The 14406-nt window shown below is 70.3% G+C and carries 12 protein-coding genes; 7 read left to right on the forward strand and 5 right to left on the reverse strand.

The features are described 5' to 3' along the window. Positions 1-153 precede the first annotated feature (153 nt). The 7 genes from tkt to AB0M82_RS22735 all read left to right on the forward strand — a co-directional run bounded on the left by tkt (position 154) and on the right by AB0M82_RS22735 (position 10067). Entirely contained in the window at positions 154-2262 is a 2109-nt protein-coding gene (gene tkt / locus AB0M82_RS22705; RefSeq protein ID WP_364725003.1) for a transketolase, read from the forward strand. Positions 2263-2276: 14 nt separating this feature from the next. Beyond that, on the forward strand, positions 2277-3389 hold the full coding sequence (gene tal, locus AB0M82_RS22710; protein ID WP_364725005.1) for a transaldolase: 1113 nt from the start codon (positions 2277-2279) through the stop codon (positions 3387-3389). Positions 3390-3397: 8 nt separating this feature from the next. Beyond that, complete coding sequence (locus AB0M82_RS22715; protein WP_364725008.1) at positions 3398-5035, forward strand: glucose-6-phosphate isomerase; 1638 nt, start codon at positions 3398-3400, stop codon at positions 5033-5035. Next, positions 5032-6555 carry a glucose-6-phosphate dehydrogenase gene (zwf, locus tag AB0M82_RS22720; protein WP_364725010.1) on the forward strand — a complete coding sequence of 508 codons (1524 nt, stop codon included), beginning with the start codon at positions 5032-5034 and terminating at the stop codon, positions 6553-6555. Before AB0M82_RS22715 ends, zwf begins: the two co-directional genes overlap by 4 nt. Further along, entirely contained in the window at positions 6552-7604 is a 1053-nt protein-coding gene (opcA, locus tag AB0M82_RS22725) for a glucose-6-phosphate dehydrogenase assembly protein OpcA (RefSeq protein WP_364725012.1), read from the forward strand. The genes zwf and opcA overlap by 4 nt, the downstream gene beginning before the upstream one ends. Then, entirely contained in the window at positions 7601-8380 is a 780-nt protein-coding gene (gene pgl / locus AB0M82_RS22730; RefSeq protein ID WP_364725015.1) for a 6-phosphogluconolactonase, read from the forward strand. Before opcA ends, pgl begins: the two co-directional genes overlap by 4 nt. A 487-nt stretch (positions 8381-8867) precedes the next feature. Next, positions 8868-10067, forward strand: coding sequence for a histidine kinase (locus AB0M82_RS22735; RefSeq protein WP_364725018.1), 1200 nt, complete (start codon positions 8868-8870; stop codon positions 10065-10067). Positions 10068-10277: 210 nt separating this feature from the next. Here AB0M82_RS22735 and AB0M82_RS22740 read toward each other — a convergent pair whose 3' ends face one another. The 5 genes from AB0M82_RS22740 to gap form a co-directional block, all read right to left on the reverse strand. Continuing rightward, the gene (locus AB0M82_RS22740; protein ID WP_364725021.1) at positions 10278-10622 is read right to left on the reverse strand and encodes an RNA polymerase-binding protein RbpA; all 345 of its coding nucleotides are present in this window, start codon (positions 10620-10622) and stop codon (positions 10278-10280) included. A gap of 108 nt (positions 10623-10730) precedes the next feature. After that, entirely contained in the window at positions 10731-10961 is a 231-nt protein-coding gene (gene secG, locus AB0M82_RS22745; RefSeq protein WP_003071471.1) for a preprotein translocase subunit SecG, read from the reverse strand. Between the two features lie 127 nt (positions 10962-11088). Then, the gene (gene tpiA, locus AB0M82_RS22750) at positions 11089-11874 is read right to left on the reverse strand and encodes a triose-phosphate isomerase (protein ID WP_364725023.1); all 786 of its coding nucleotides are present in this window, start codon (positions 11872-11874) and stop codon (positions 11089-11091) included. Next, positions 11874-13088, reverse strand: a complete 1215-nt coding sequence (locus tag AB0M82_RS22755) for a phosphoglycerate kinase (RefSeq protein WP_364725026.1) — start codon at positions 13086-13088, stop codon at positions 11874-11876. The genes tpiA and AB0M82_RS22755 overlap by 1 nt, the downstream gene beginning before the upstream one ends. A gap of 5 nt (positions 13089-13093) precedes the next feature. Beyond that, the gene (gap, locus tag AB0M82_RS22760) at positions 13094-14098 is read right to left on the reverse strand and encodes a type I glyceraldehyde-3-phosphate dehydrogenase (RefSeq protein WP_364725029.1); all 1005 of its coding nucleotides are present in this window, start codon (positions 14096-14098) and stop codon (positions 13094-13096) included. Between the last annotated feature and the right edge of the window lie 308 nt (positions 14099-14406).

Below are 14406 nucleotides of genomic sequence, written 5' to 3' on the forward strand. Positions count from 1 at the left end.
TAGGCTGGCCGCGACGGGCCGCGATTGCCCCCGCGCAGGGTCGCGAGCAGGAATATCGTCCCTTCGGGATCGATTGAGATAGATGACCCCGCGCACGGGTAACCGGAACGAGGAAGACCAGCCGCAACCATCATGACCGGGAGTTGGAGTTCAGTGTCCGAGACTGCCCCTACCAGCGAGAACAACCCACTCCTCCGGCGTAACACGCCCGCCGACTGGACCGACACCGACACCCGCGCCGTGGACACCGTCCGGGTGCTCGCCGCGGACGCGGTCGAGAACTGCGGCAGCGGCCACCCCGGCACCGCGATGAGCCTGGCGCCGCTGGCCTACACGCTCTTCCAGCGCACGCTGCGGCACGACCCGAACGACCAGCACTGGCCGGGCCGCGACCGCTTCGTGCTGTCGGCCGGGCACAGCAGCCTGACGCTCTACATCCAGCTGTTCCTCGCCGGCTACGGCCTCGAGCTCGAGGACCTCAAGCAGCTGCGCAAGTGGGGCTCGAAGACCCCGGGTCACCCGGAGTACCGCCACACCGACGGCGTCGAGACCACCACCGGCCCGCTCGGGCAGGGCCTGGCGAACGCCGTGGGCATGGCGATGGCCGCCCGCCGCGAGCGCGGCCTGCTCGACCCCGACGCGGCGCCCGGCGAGAGCATCTTCGACCACCACGTCTACGTGATCGCCTCCGACGGCGACATCGAAGAGGGCGTCACCTCCGAGGCCTCGTCCATCGCGGGCCGCCAGGAGCTGGGCAACCTGATCGTCTTCTACGACGACAACAAGATCTCGATCGAGGACGACACGAACATCGCGCTCTCGGAAGACACCGTGAAGCGCTACGAGGCCTACGGGTGGCACACCCAGGTCGTCGACGGCGGCGAGGACGTCGTCGCCATCGAAGAGGCGATCGAGGCCGCCAAGGCCGAGACGCAGCGGCCGTCGTTCATCGCGCTGCGGACCGTGATCGGCTACCCGGCGCCGAAGAAGATGGGCACCGGCAAGGCGCACGGCGCCGCGCTGGGCGCCGAAGAGGTCGCCGCGGTCAAGAAGATCCTCGGCTTCGACCCGGAGCAGTCGTTCCAGGTCGATGACGACGTGCTCACGCACACCCGCCAGGCGCTCGACCGCGGCAAGGCCGTGCACGCCGAATGGCAGGAGAAGTACGAGGCGTGGGGCGCCGCGAACCCGGAGCGCAAGAAGCTGGCGGACCGGCTGTCCACCCGCACGCTGCCCGAGGGCTTCGCCGACAACCTGCCGAAGTGGGAGCCGGACGCCAAGGGCATCGCGACCCGCAAGGCCTCCGGTGAGGTGCTGAACGCGCTGGCCGACCCGCTGCCGGAGCTGTGGGGCGGCTCGGCCGACCTGGCCGAGAGCAACAACACGACGATGAAGGGCGCCGACTCGTTCGGGCCCGAAAAGGCCGCCACCGACATGTGGCAGGCCACGCCCTACGGCCGGACGCTGCACTTCGGCGTCCGCGAGCACGCCATGGGCTCGATCCTCAACGGGATCGCGCTGCACGGCGGCACCCGCCCGTACGGCGCGACGTTCCTCATCTTCTCCGACTACATGCGCCCGCCGGTCCGGCTGGCCGCGCTGATGAAGGCGCCGGTCACCTACGTCTGGACGCACGACTCGATCGGCCTCGGCGAGGACGGCCCGACGCACCAGCCGATCGAGCAGCTTTCCGCGCTGCGCGCGATCCCGGGCCTCAACGTCGTCCGCCCGGCGGACGCCAACGAGACCGCGTACGCCTGGAAGGCCGTGCTGGAGGACACCGACCACCCGTCCGGGCTGGCCCTGACCCGCCAGAACGTGCCGGTGCTCGAGGGCACCAGCGCCGAGGGTGTCAAGAAGGGCGGCTACGTCCTGGCCGACTACGGCAAGGCGGACGACGAGCACGTGGTGCTCATCGCCACCGGGTCCGAGGTCCAGCTCGCGGTCGAGGCCGGCAAGGCCCTCGCCGAGGAAGGCATCGCCGCCCGCGTGGTCTCGATGCCGTGCGTCGAGTGGTTCGACGCGCAGGACCAGGCGTACCGCGACTCGGTGATCCCGCCGTCGGTGAAGGCCCGCGTGTCCGTCGAGGCGGGAATCGCCCAGTCCTGGCACCGCTTCACCGGTGACGCCGGGGTGAACGTTTCGATCGAGCACTTCGGTGCGTCGGCCGATGCCGCCACACTGTTCCGTGAGTTCGGGTTCACCGCGGAGGCAGTCGTCGAGGCCGCCCGTCGCTCGATCGCCAACACCAAGAATTCCTGAAGGGGATGACAGTAATGAGCAACGACAAGCTCGCGCAGCTGTCCGCAGCCGGTGTCTCGATCTGGCTCGACGACCTTTCGCGCGAACGGCTGAACACCGGCAACCTGGCCGGGCTCGTCCGCGACAAGCACGTCGTCGGCGTGACGACCAACCCGACGATCTTCGCCAACGCGATGTCGAAGGGCGACGCCTACGACGAGCGCACCCGGGAGCTCGCCGCCCAGGGCGCCGACGTCGAGGCGACCATCCGGGACCTGACGACGACCGACGTGCGCAACGCCGCGGACCTGTTCCGCGACGTCTACAACGCGACCGACGGCGTCGACGGCCGCGTCTCGATCGAGGTCGACCCGCGCCTGGCCAAGGACACCGACCAGACGGTGGCCGAGGCGAAGGACCTGTGGAAGACCGTCGACCGGCCGAACGTGCTGATCAAGATCCCGGCGACCGAAGAGGGCCTCCCGGCGATCACCGCCACGCTGGCCGAGGGCATCAGCGTCAACGTCACGCTGATCTTCTCCGTCGAGCGCTACGAGAACGTCATCAAGGCGTTCTTCGCGGGCCTCGAGCAGGCGAAGGCCAACGGCCACGACCTGCGCGGCATCCACTCGGTGGCGTCCTTCTTCGTGTCCCGTGTGGACACCGAGATCGACAAGCGCCTGGAAGCGATCGGCACCGACGAGGCCCTCGCCCTGCGCGGGAAGGCGGCCGTCGCCAACGCGCGGCTCGCCTACGCGGCCTTCGAGGAGCTGTTCTCCTCCGACCGCTGGAAGGCCCTCGCGGCCGACGGTGCCCACGCGCAGCGCCCGCTGTGGGCCTCGACCGGCGTGAAGAACCCGGACTACTCCCCCACCCTCTACGTCGACGACCTCGTCGTGAAGGACACCGTCAACACGATGCCGGAGAAGACCCTCGACGCGGTCGCGGAGCACTCCGAGCTCAAGGGTGACCAGGTGACCGGGCGCGGCGCCGAGGCGCAGGAGGTCTTCGACAAGCTCGAAGCCGTCGGCATCGACATCCGCGACGTGTTCCTGACGCTGGAGAACGAAGGCGTCGAGAAGTTCGAGAAGTCGTGGACCGAGCTCCTGGACACCGTGAACGGCCAGCTGGAAAAGGCGAAGGGCTGAAGCACGACATGACGACAGGGGAAAGGACTGGCGTCGAGATCGTGGACGCCGAACTGGCGGAGCGTGCTGCGCCCTTGGCCGAGCGGCTGGTCGCGGACCAGGCCGCCTCGAAGCTGGGGGCGCGGGACGCGACGCTCTGGGGACCGGACGCCGAACCCGAGGCGTCGATCCGGCTGTCGTGGACGACGCTGCACAAGACGTCCCGGCCGCTGATCGGCGAGATCGAGACGCTGCGGACCGAACTGCGGTCCGAGGGCGTCGACCGCGTCGTGCTGGCCGGGATGGGCGGCTCGTCGCTGGCGCCGGAGGTGATCACCGGAACCGACGCCAAAGAAATCGGACACAGTGCGCTGACCGTGCTCGACACCACCGACCCCGGCCAGGTCGCCGACGCGCTGGCCGGCGACCTCGACCGCACGGTGATCGTGGTGTCGTCGAAGTCGGGCGGCACCGTCGAGACCGACAGCCACCGGCGGATCTTCGCGAAGGCGTTCGCCGACGCGGGGATCGACGCGGCGCGGCGGATCGTGGTCGTCACCGACCCGGGCTCGCCGTTCCAGGAACTGTCCGAAAAGGAGGGTTACCGCAAGACCTTCCTGGCCGACCCGCAGGTCGGCGGCCGCTACTCGGCGCTGACCGCGTTCGGGCTCGTCCCGGCCGGCCTCGCCGGCGCGGACGTCGCCCGGCTGCTCGACCAGGCGGCTTCGGTGGCCGACGACCTCACCGCGGATTCCGTGGACAACCCGGCGGTCAAGCTGGCCGCCGCCTGGGCCGCCGCGCACGAAGCGGGCGCCGAGAAGGTCGTCCTGGCCGACGCCGACTCCGGGATCAAGGGCTTCCCCGACTGGGCAGAGCAGCTGATCGCGGAGTCCACCGGCAAGCAGGGCACCGGCCTGCTGCCGGTCGCGGTCGAGGGCACCGAGGCGCCCGGCTTCGCCGACGCGAAGTCCGACGCCACCCCGGTCGCGGTCGGGAGCCCGCAGGGCGCGGCGAAGATCGCCGTCACCGGCTCGCTCGGCGCGCAGTTCCTGCTCTGGGAATTCGCCACGGCGCTGGCCGGGCGGCTGCTCGGGATCAACCCGTTCGACCAGCCCGACGTCGAGACCGCGAAGAAGGCGGCGCGCGCGCTGCTGGACGACCCGGAGAAGCTGAAGGGCGGCGAGACGGCGTCCAATGTGGACGGCGCGGTCGAGATCTTCGGCAGCGACGGGGTTTCCACCGACGGGAGCCTGACCGACGTGCTCCGCGCGTTCTTCGCTTCGGCGCCGGACACCGGCTACATCGCGGTGCAGGCCTACCTCGACCGGCTCGACGACGCGTCGACGGCGGTGCTGCGCGGCGAGATCGCCAAGCGCACCGGACGGCAGACGACGTTCGGCTGGGGGCCGCGGTTCCTGCACTCCACCGGCCAGTACCACAAGGGCGGCCACCAGAACGGCGTGTTCCTGCAGCTGACCGGGGCCGTCGAGGCGGACCTCGAGGTGCCGGAGCGGCCGTACACGCTGGGGCAGCTGCAGCACGCCCAGGCGCTGGGCGACGGGCAGGTGCTCGCCGAACATGGCCGCCCGGTGCTGCGCCTGCACCTGACCGACCGGGCCGCGGGTCTCGCGGCCGTCGTCCGCGCGGTACAGGAGGCCGGGGTATGACGTGGACCAACCCGCTGCGCGACGAGCGGGACAAGCGGCTCCCGCGCATCGCCGGGCCGTCCAGCCTGGTGATCTTCGGGGTCACCGGTGACCTGGCCCGCAAGAAGCTGATGCCCGCCATCTACGACCTGGCCAACCGCGGGCTGCTGCCCGCCGGCTTCTCGCTCGTCGGGTTCGCCCGCCGGGACTGGGAGCACCAGGACTTCGGCGAGCTCGTGCACGACTCCGTCAAGGAGCACGCGCGGACGCCGTTCAAGGAGTCGGTGTGGAACCGGCTCGCCGAAGGCATCCGGTTCGTGCAGGGCACCTTCGACGACGACAACGCCTTCGACCGGCTCGCGGAGACGGTCAAGGACCTCGACCGCGAACGCGGCACCGGCGGCAACACCGCGTTCTACCTGTCGATCCCGCCCAGCGCGTTCCCGGTGGTGACCAAGCAGCTGGCCCGCTCCGGGCTGGCCAACGCCGACGAGAACACCTGGCGGCGCGTGGTCATCGAGAAGCCCTTCGGGCACGACCTGAAGAGCGCCGAAGAGCTGAACGCGATCGTCAACGACGTCTTCCCCGAGGAGTCGGTGTTCCGCATCGACCACTACCTCGGCAAAGAGACGGTGCAGAACATCCTGGCGCTGCGCTTCGCGAACCAGCTGTTCGAGCCGATCTGGAACGCCAACTACGTCGACCACGTGCAGATCACCATGGCCGAGGACATCGGCCTCGGCGGCCGCGCGGGGTACTACGACGGCATCGGCGCGGCCCGCGACGTCATCCAGAACCACCTGCTGCAACTGCTCGCCTTCACCGCGATGGAGGAGCCGCTGTCGTTCGAGCCGCGGGCCCTGCGCGCGGAGAAGATCAAGGTCCTCTCGGGCACCAACCCGGTCGGGCCGCTGAGCGAGACGACCGCCCGCGGCCAGTACGCGGGCGGCTGGCAGGGCGGCACGAAGGTGCCCGGCCTGCTGCAGGAGGAAGGCTTCGCGAAGGACTCGAAGACCGAGACCTACGCCGCGGTGACGCTGGAGGTGCAGAGCCGCCGGTGGGCCGGGGTGCCGTTCTACCTGCGCACCGGCAAGCGGCTCGGCCGCCGCGTCACCGAGATCGCGATCGTGTTCAAGCGGGCGCCGCACCTGCCGTTCGACTCGACGTCCACCGAGGAGCTGGGGCAGAACGCCCTGGTCATCCGGGTGCAGCCGGACGAGGGCATCACGCTGCGGTTCGGCTCGAAGGTGCCGGGGACCACGATGGAGGTCCGCGACGTCACCATGGACTTCGGGTACGGGCACGCGTTCACCGAGTCCTCCCCCGAGGCCTACGAACGGCTGATCCTCGACGTCCTGCTCGGTGAGCCGTCGCTGTTCCCGGTGAACGAAGAGGTCGAGCTCTCCTGGAAGATCCTCGACCCGATCCTCGAACACTGGGCCAAGGAAGGCGCGCCGGAGCAGTACCCGCCGGGGACGTGGGGCCCGCCGTCCGCGGACGAAATGCTGGAGCGCACCGGCCGGAAATGGAGGCGCCCGTGATCATCGACCTGCCGTCCACCACGACTTCGGCACTCAACAAGAAGCTGGTGGAGATCCGCGAACAGGGCGGGCAAGTCGCGCTCGGGCGGGTGCTGACGCTGGTCATCGTGGCCGACGACGACGCCAACCTCGAAGAGGCCATCGAAGCCGCCAACGGCGCGAGCCGCGAGCACCCGTCGCGGGTGATCGTGGTGGCCAAGGGCGCGCGCACCGCGGCGCCGCGGATCGACGGCCAGATCCGGGTCGGCGGCGACGCCGGCGCGAGCGAGGTCATCGTGCTGCGGCTCTACGGCCCGCTGGCCGCGCAGGGCCAGAGCGCGGTGGTGCCGCTGCTGCTGCCGGACGCGCCGATCGTCACCTGGTGGCCCGGGACCGGCCCGAAGGACCCGGACAAGGACCCGCTCGGCGAGCTGGCCCAGCGCCGGATCACCGACTCGGCCGCGGAGAAGAACCCGGTCCGGGCGCTGACCACCCGGGCGAAGGCGTACACGGCGGGCGACACCGATCTGGCCTGGACGCGGCTGACGCACTGGCGGGCCCAGCTCGTCTCGGCGCTGGACCTGCCGCCGTTCGAGAAGATCACCAGCGCGACCGTCACCGGCGAGGCCGACTCGCCGTCCACCGAGCTGCTGGCCGCCTGGCTGGCCGAGTACCTGAAGGTGCCGGTCAAGCGGGTCAAGAGCTCGGGCGCGGCGGGCATCATCTCGGTGACCCTCGACCGCCGCTCGGGTTCGGTGGAGCTGCACCGGCCGGACGGGCGCGTCGGCACGCTGACCCAGCCGGGCCAGCCGACCCGGCGGATCGCCCTGCAGCGCCGCAGCACCCAGGACTGCCTGATCGAGGAGCTGCGCCGGCTCGACCCGGACGAGGTCTACGAGGCTTCGCTGCACGGCCTCGGCAAGATCACGTCGGGCACGAACGGCAAGACCGGCGCCCCGCCCAAGGCCGACGTCACCTCGCCGGCCGCCGCGGCGGCGGCTCCGGACGCGGCGGCGGCTCCGGCCCGGAAGGCCAAGGCGGGCGCGAACGGCAAGAAGAGCGCTTCATGAGCAAGACCGAAGTCGTCGTCTACGCGAACCAGGACCTGCTGGCGGCCGCCGCGGCCGCCCGGCTGGTCACGCGCCTGGTGGACGTCCAGGCGGCCAAGGGCTCGGCGTCGCTCGTGCTCACCGGCGGCGGCACGGGCATCGCCGTGCTGGCCGAGCTGCAGGCCTCCAGCGCGCGGGACGCGATCGACTGGTCGCGCCTGGACATCTACTGGGGCGACGAGCGGTTCGTCCCGGCCGATTCGGACGAGCGGAACGAGAAGCAGGCCCGCGAGGCATTGCTCGACCACGTCCCGCTCGACCCGAAGCGGGTGCACGCGATGGCGCCGTCGGACGGCGAGTTCGGCGACGACGTGGACAGCGCCGCCGCGGCCTACGCCGAAGTGCTGGCCGCGAACGCGGGGCCGGAGGACCACGGCGACGTGCCGTCGTTCGACATCATGCTGCTCGGACTGGGCGGCGAGGGGCACACCGCTTCGGTGTTCCCCGAGTCGCCCGCGGTCTACGAAACCGAGCGTTCGGTGGTGGCGGTGCGCAACTGCCCCAAGCCGCCCCCGACCCGGATTTCGCTGACCCTGCCGGCCATCCGCCGCGCCCGCGACGTCTGGCTGATGACCACGGGCGAAGCCAAGGCCGACGCGGTGGCGCTGGCACTGGCCGGCGCGGGCGAGGTCCAGCTCCCGGTCGCGGGCGCCCGCGGCCACCGGCGCACGCTCTGGCTCCTCGACCGCACCGCGGCGGGCAAGCTCACGAAGGTGTACCAGCCGCCGACGGCTTAGTTTCGGCGGTCCGTGAAGGCCGTCTTGAGGGATTCGTAGGTCTCTCAAGGCGGCCTTTCGGCTTTCGCGGAACTGTCGGCCCCGCCCTGGACACCAGGGTTCCGGCAAAGTCGCTTCCCGCCGCATCCGGACAGCCACCCCTCGCCAAGAGACTTGCCGAGCCCCCGCCCTTCCCTGGGCTCCGGGACGCCGGGGCTGACGCTGCTCGGCGACGTCCGGGCGGACGAGGCCGCGGCAGCGTGCGCGGCGGAAGCAGCCGCCTATGCGGTCCGCGGCCCTCGCGTCGGCGGTCAGCCGGGTGTTCGTTACCCCCGAACAGAGCAATCTTCTGCGGAATCGGGACGTTGATCCGCGGGCGGGGGGTGAAACTTACCGTCTTCGTACCCGACCTCGTTAGCATCCGCACATTTCTCGGCGGCCGCGCGTCCCGATCGGGCCTTGAGCGCCTCTCACCACCAAGTCCACAAGACGAATGGGGTCGCCAGCGATGAGTACAGAGGGACTCTCGATTCCAGGCATCTCGATCGCCGGCTCGGGGCCGTCGGCCGCCGAGCGGGTCCGAAGGCGTGGGCTGAGCCTGTTCAGCTCGGTGCCCCGCCCCGCTGTGGTCACGTTCGCCATCGAGGCGGCCGCGGTCATCCTGGCCGTGCTCGACGTCTGGCTGGTGATTCCCGAGAAGGCCCAGCCGTACTCGATCTACCTGTCCGGCGCCGCCTGCCTCGCGGTGGTGTTCCGCCGGAAGTTCCCCTTCCTCGCGGTGCTCGTCGCGGTCCCGGGTTTCCTGGCCGGCTGGGCCCAGCTCGCGTCGATGATCACGCTCGGCATGCTCGCCACCCGCCGTCAGCTGCACTGGCAGACGTGGGTCGGCGCCGCGCTGGTGTGGATGTGCCGGTTCGTGCAGTGGCCGCTGGAGGACTTCGCCGAGCTGAGCTGGCGCGAGCACATCCTCGACGGCATCTACGGCGTCCTGGTCGCCGGCATGCCGATCGCGATCGGCCTGCTCATCGGGGCGCGGGCGGAGGTTTCGCACAAGCTCGCCGAGCTGGCCACGAGCCGCGACCGCGAGCGCCGCTTCCACGCCGACGCCGTCCGCGCCGAGGAGCGCGCCCGGCTGGCCCGGGAGATGCACGACGTCGTCTCGCACCAGATCACGCTGATCGCGATGCAGGCCGGCGCGCTGCAGGCCCAGACCACCGACGACCGGTCGCTGGAGACCGCGCAGGTCATCCGCATGCTCAGCAAGCGGACCCTCGAGGAGCTGCGCTCGCTGGTCAGCGTGCTGCGCGCGGGTTCGGACGACGACGGTCCCCGCCCCGGCATCAACGAAATCGACCGGCTGATCCGCACCGCGGACGTCCCGGTGCACCTGACCGTGGAGCACCTGCCGGACGCGCTGCCCAACCAGGTCTCCGCGGCGGCCTACCGGACGGTGCAGGAGTGCCTGACGAACGTCCACAAACACGCGCCGGGCGCGACCGCGACCATCCGGATCCAGGGTGAGCACGGAGCGCTCAAGATCGAGGTCCGCAACGAGCGCGCCGACCGCCCCGCCGAGGCCCTACCGTCGGGCGGCCACGGCCTGACGGGTCTCGCCGAGCGAGCCCGCCTGCTGGGCGGCAGCTTCGAGACGTCCGGCACCGAGGACGGCGGGTTCCGGGTCCGCGCCCGCTACCCCCTGGACCGCTGAGGGCCCAATCGCTCCCGGGCATTACGCGTGATTGAGCGGGCATCTCGCGTGATTGGGCGGGCATCGTGCTGATGCCCCTTCAATCACGCGAGATGCCTCTTCAATCACGCGTGATGCCCTTTCGAACATGACTGAAACCCGCTCAAGCGCGCGAAAAGCCACCTCGAGGGGTCCGCTTTCCCTCGGGGTGGCTATATCGGCTGCAGCCGCCTAGATGATTTCCCGGCGCTTGCGCAGGCGGTCGAGCGCTTCCGCCAGGATGGCCTCGCCGTCGGCGTCGCTGCGCCGCTCCTTCACGTAGGCCAGGTGCGTCTTGTACGGCTCGGTCCGTGGCGCGGCCGGCGGGTTCTTCTCGTCCTGCCCGCCGGGGAGCCCGCAGCGGGGACAATCCCACTCGTCGGGAATCTCGGCGTCGAGCGCGAACGACGGCTTGGCCTCGTGCCCATTGGCACACCAGTAGGAAATACGGCGCCGTGGCGCCGACTCACCCCGTTCCGATTCGCCCGTAGGACCGGCACCCACCCGCGTGCCTCGAATCGCGTTACCGCCAACCATGAATCCTCACACCTAGGAATCGGCGGCGCGCCCCCCAATAGGCACGCCGAATCGCTGCGCCCCGCCGCCTGAGACCCGGTCGCGGCCGACGACGGAACGCCGGACGCCTCACACCTTGAGCAGCAGACCCAGGCCCACGATGCTGATCAGCCACACCGCGCCCAGCAGCAGGGTGATCCGGTCGAGGTTCTTCTCGGCCACGCTCGACCCGGCCAGGCTCGACTGCATCCCGCCGCCGAACAGCGACGACAGGCCACCGCCCCGGCCACGGTGCAGCAGCACAGCGACCACCAGCAGGACGCTGGAGACGATCAACAGGATTTGCAGGAACAGCTTCATGTCATCCTCTGGGCTCTAGGAGAATGCAGGGGCACGGCATGGTCGTTTCCGATCCCCACCGTACCCCTGGACTCGTCCACTGCTGTGTGACGGACCGGATACACAGGCTACCCGGTCGTGGCCCCGATCAGGGCAGCGGCCCGCCCGCGGCGAGTGCGCAGAGTTTCGTGAACTCCTCGCCGTCGAGGCTCGCTCCGCCGACCAGGGCACCGTCGATATTGTCGCAGGCCACCAGTTCGCTGATGTTGCCCGACTTCACCGATCCCCCATAGAGCACCCGGACGGACGAAGCGATCTCGTCGCCGTACTTCTCCTGGAGGGTGGCGCGGATGGCCTTGCAGACCTCTTCGGCGTCGGCCGACGACGCGACCTTGCCCGTGCCGATCGCCCAAACCGGCTCGTACGCGACGACCACGCTCTTGACCTGTTCGGCCTTCAGGCCCTTGAGGCCCTCGATCAGCTGCGTCGTGGTGTGGTGGATGTGCTCGCCGGCCTCGCGGACCTCGAGCTTCTCCCCGATGCAGAGGATCGGCGTGATGCCGTGCTTGAGCGCGGCCTTGACCTTCTTGTTGACCAGCTCGTCCGACTCGGCGTGGTACTCGCGGCGCTCCGAGTGCCCGACGGCGACGAACTTGCAGCCCAGCTTCGCCAGCATCAGACCCGAAATGTCACCGGTGTAGGCCCCGGAGTCCTGCGGCGCGATGTCCTGCGCGCCGTAGGTGAGCGACAGCTTGTCGCCGTCGACCAGGGTCTGCACGCTGCGGATGTCGGTGAACGGCGGCAGCACCGCCACGTCGACCTTCGCGTAGTACTTCTCCGGCAGCGCGAAGGCGATCTTCTGCACCAGCGCGATCGCCTCGAGGTGGTTCTGGTTCATCTTCCAGTTGCCGGCGATGAACGGCTTGCGTGCCACTAGTTCTTCTCCTCCAGGGCGATCACGCCCGGCAGTTCCTTGCCTTCGAGGTACTCGAGCGAGGCCCCGCCACCGGTGGAGATGTGCGAAAAGCCGTCCTCGGGCAGGCCCAGCTGCCGCACCGCGGCCGCCGAGTCGCCGCCGCCGACCACGGTGAACGCGTCGCTCGCGACGAGCGCTTCCGCGACGGCGCGGGTGCCGCCGGAGAAGGCCTCGAACTCGAACACGCCCATCGGGCCGTTCCAGAACACGGTCTTGGCGTCGGCCAGCTTGCCCGCGAACAGCTCACGGGTTTCCGGGCCGATGTCGAGGCCCTCGCGGTCGGCCGGGATCGCGGTGGCGGCGACGACCTCGTGCTCGGCGTCGGCCGCGAACCCCGTCGCGGCCAGGACGTCCACCGGCAGCACCAGCTCGACGCCGCGCTTCTCGGCCTCGGCGAGGAAGCCCTTCACCTGGTCGAGCTGGTCGGCCTGCAGCAGCGAGTTGCCGACCTCGTGGCCCTGGGCCTTGAGGAAGGTGTACGCCATGCCGCCGCCGATCAGCAGCCGGTCGACCTTGGTCAGCAGGTTCGCGATGACGCCGAGCTTGTCGGACACCTTCGCGCCGCCGAGCACGACCACGTAGGGCCGCTGCACGTCGTCGGTCAGCTTCTTCAGCACGTCCAGCTCGGCCAGCACCAGGCCGCCCGCGTACGCCGGGAGGACCGACGCGACCTCGTAGACCGAGGCCTGCTTGCGGTGCACCACGCCGAAGCCGTCCGAGACGAACGCGCCGCCCGGGACGAGCGCGCCCAGCTCGGCGGCCAGCTCCGAGCGGTCCACGGCGTCCTTGCTGGTCTCGCGCGCGTCGAAGCGCACGTTCTCCAGCAGGACGACACCGCCGTCGGCCAGGCCGCCGGTCAGCGCCTTCGCGGACTCGCCGACCAGGTCACCGGCCAGCGCGACCTCGGCGCCGAGCAGCTCGGAGAGCCGCTTGGCGACGGGCGCGAGGGTGTACTTCGGGTCCGGCTCGCCCTTCGGGCGGCCGAGGTGCGCGGTGACGACGACCTTCGCGCCCACGTCGGCGAGCTGCTTGATCGTCGGCAGTGCGGCGCGGACCCGGCCGTCGTCGGTGATGCGGTCCCCGTCGAGCGGGACGTTCAGGTCGCTACGCACGAGCACGTAGCGACCCTGAACGCCCTCGCCCAGCAGGTCGTCGAGGTTCTTGACGCTCATCGGGCTCAGGCGAGCTTCGAACCGACGAGCTTGACCAGGTCGGCGAGGCGGTTGGAGTAGCCCCACTCGTTGTCGTACCAGCCGACGACCTTGACCTGGTTGCCGATGACCTTGGTCAGCGGCGCGTCGTAGATGCAGGACGCCGGGTCGGTGACGATGTCCGCCGAGACGATCGGGTCGTCCGAGTAGCGCAGGATGCCGGCGAGGGGGCCCTCGGCGGCGGCCTTGTAGGCGGCGTTGATCTCCTCGACCGTGGCGGCCTTGGTCAGGGTGACGGTGAGGTCGGTGGCCGAGCCGGTCGGGATCGGGACCCGCAGCGCGTAGCCGTCCAGCTTGCCCTGCAGCTCCGGCAGGACGAGGCCGATGGCCTTCGCGGCGCCGGTCGAGGTCGGGACGACGTTCAGGGCGGCGGCGCGGGCGCGGCGCAGGTCCTTGTGCGGGGCGTCCTGCAGGTTCTGGTCCTGCGTGTAGGCGTGGACCGTGGTCATCAGGCCCTGCTCGATGCCGAAGGCGTCGTGGAGGACCTTGGCCAGCGGGCCGAGGCAGTTGGTGGTGCAGGAGGCGTTCGAGATGATGACCTGCGAGCCGTCGTACTTGTCGTCGTTGACGCCGAGGACGACGGTCAGGTCCTCGCCCTTGGCGGGCGCGGAGATGATGACCTTCTTGGCGCCGCCGGCGATGTGCGCCTTGGCGGCGTCCGCGTTGGTGAAGAAGCCGGTCGACTCGAGGACGACGTCGACGCCCAGGTCGCCCCAGGGCAGGTTGGCCGGGTCGCGCTCGGCCAGGGCCTTGATGGTCTTGCCGTCGACGACGATGCCCTCGTCGCTGACGCTGACCTCACCCGGGAACCGGCCCAGGATGGAGTCGTACTTCAGCAAGTGGGCCATGGTCGCGACGTCGCCGAGGTCGTTGAACGCGACGACCTCGATGTCGTGGCCGCTGGCCTGCACGGCGCGGAAGAAGTTGCGGCCGATGCGGCCGAAGCCGTTGACACCTACGCGAACGGTCACTGCTGCCACTCCTCTGAGGATCGGCCGGAGACCCGGCCGTGACTTGCGGGCTCGGCGTCACCCTAGCGTGCGGGCACGCGCGTCCCTGACTGCCCTGACGAGACTTCCACCACTTGGCGAACGGGTCAAGAATCGATTAAGAAGCGAGCCGTCCGGTTCACGTGGTCGTCACCCGGACCACGGCGGAGCGGTACGGCCGGGGCCGGGCCGTTTCGGCTGGGAGCACCGGGTGCGGAAGAGGCCGGGACGGCGGGCCCGGCGCTCGTCTGTAACGATTCAGTGGATCACGGTCGGCGGAGCCGGTTCGA

Source organism: Amycolatopsis sp. NPDC051128, assembly GCF_040682715.1.
Taxonomy (GTDB): domain Bacteria; phylum Actinomycetota; class Actinomycetes; order Mycobacteriales; family Pseudonocardiaceae; genus Amycolatopsis.

Excerpts from the sequence above, each read along its gene's own strand:
- tal (WP_364725005.1), top strand. The coding sequence starts at position 2,277 with ATGAGCAACGACAAGCTCGCGCAGCTGTCCGCAGCCGGTGTCTCGATC.
- AB0M82_RS22715 (WP_364725008.1), top strand. The coding sequence starts at position 3,398 with ATGACGACAGGGGAAAGGACTGGCGTCGAGATCGTGGACGCCGAACTG.
- zwf (WP_364725010.1), top strand. The coding sequence starts at position 5,032 with ATGACGTGGACCAACCCGCTGCGCGACGAGCGGGACAAGCGGCTCCCG.
- pgl (WP_364725015.1), top strand. The coding sequence starts at position 7,601 with ATGAGCAAGACCGAAGTCGTCGTCTACGCGAACCAGGACCTGCTGGCG.
- AB0M82_RS22735 (WP_364725018.1), top strand. The coding sequence starts at position 8,868 with ATGAGTACAGAGGGACTCTCGATTCCAGGCATCTCGATCGCCGGCTCG.
- AB0M82_RS22740 (WP_364725021.1), bottom strand. The coding sequence starts at position 10,622 with ATGGTTGGCGGTAACGCGATTCGAGGCACGCGGGTGGGTGCCGGTCCT.
- secG (WP_003071471.1), bottom strand. The coding sequence starts at position 10,961 with ATGAAGCTGTTCCTGCAAATCCTGTTGATCGTCTCCAGCGTCCTGCTG.
- AB0M82_RS22755 (WP_364725026.1), bottom strand. The coding sequence starts at position 13,088 with ATGAGCGTCAAGAACCTCGACGACCTGCTGGGCGAGGGCGTTCAGGGT.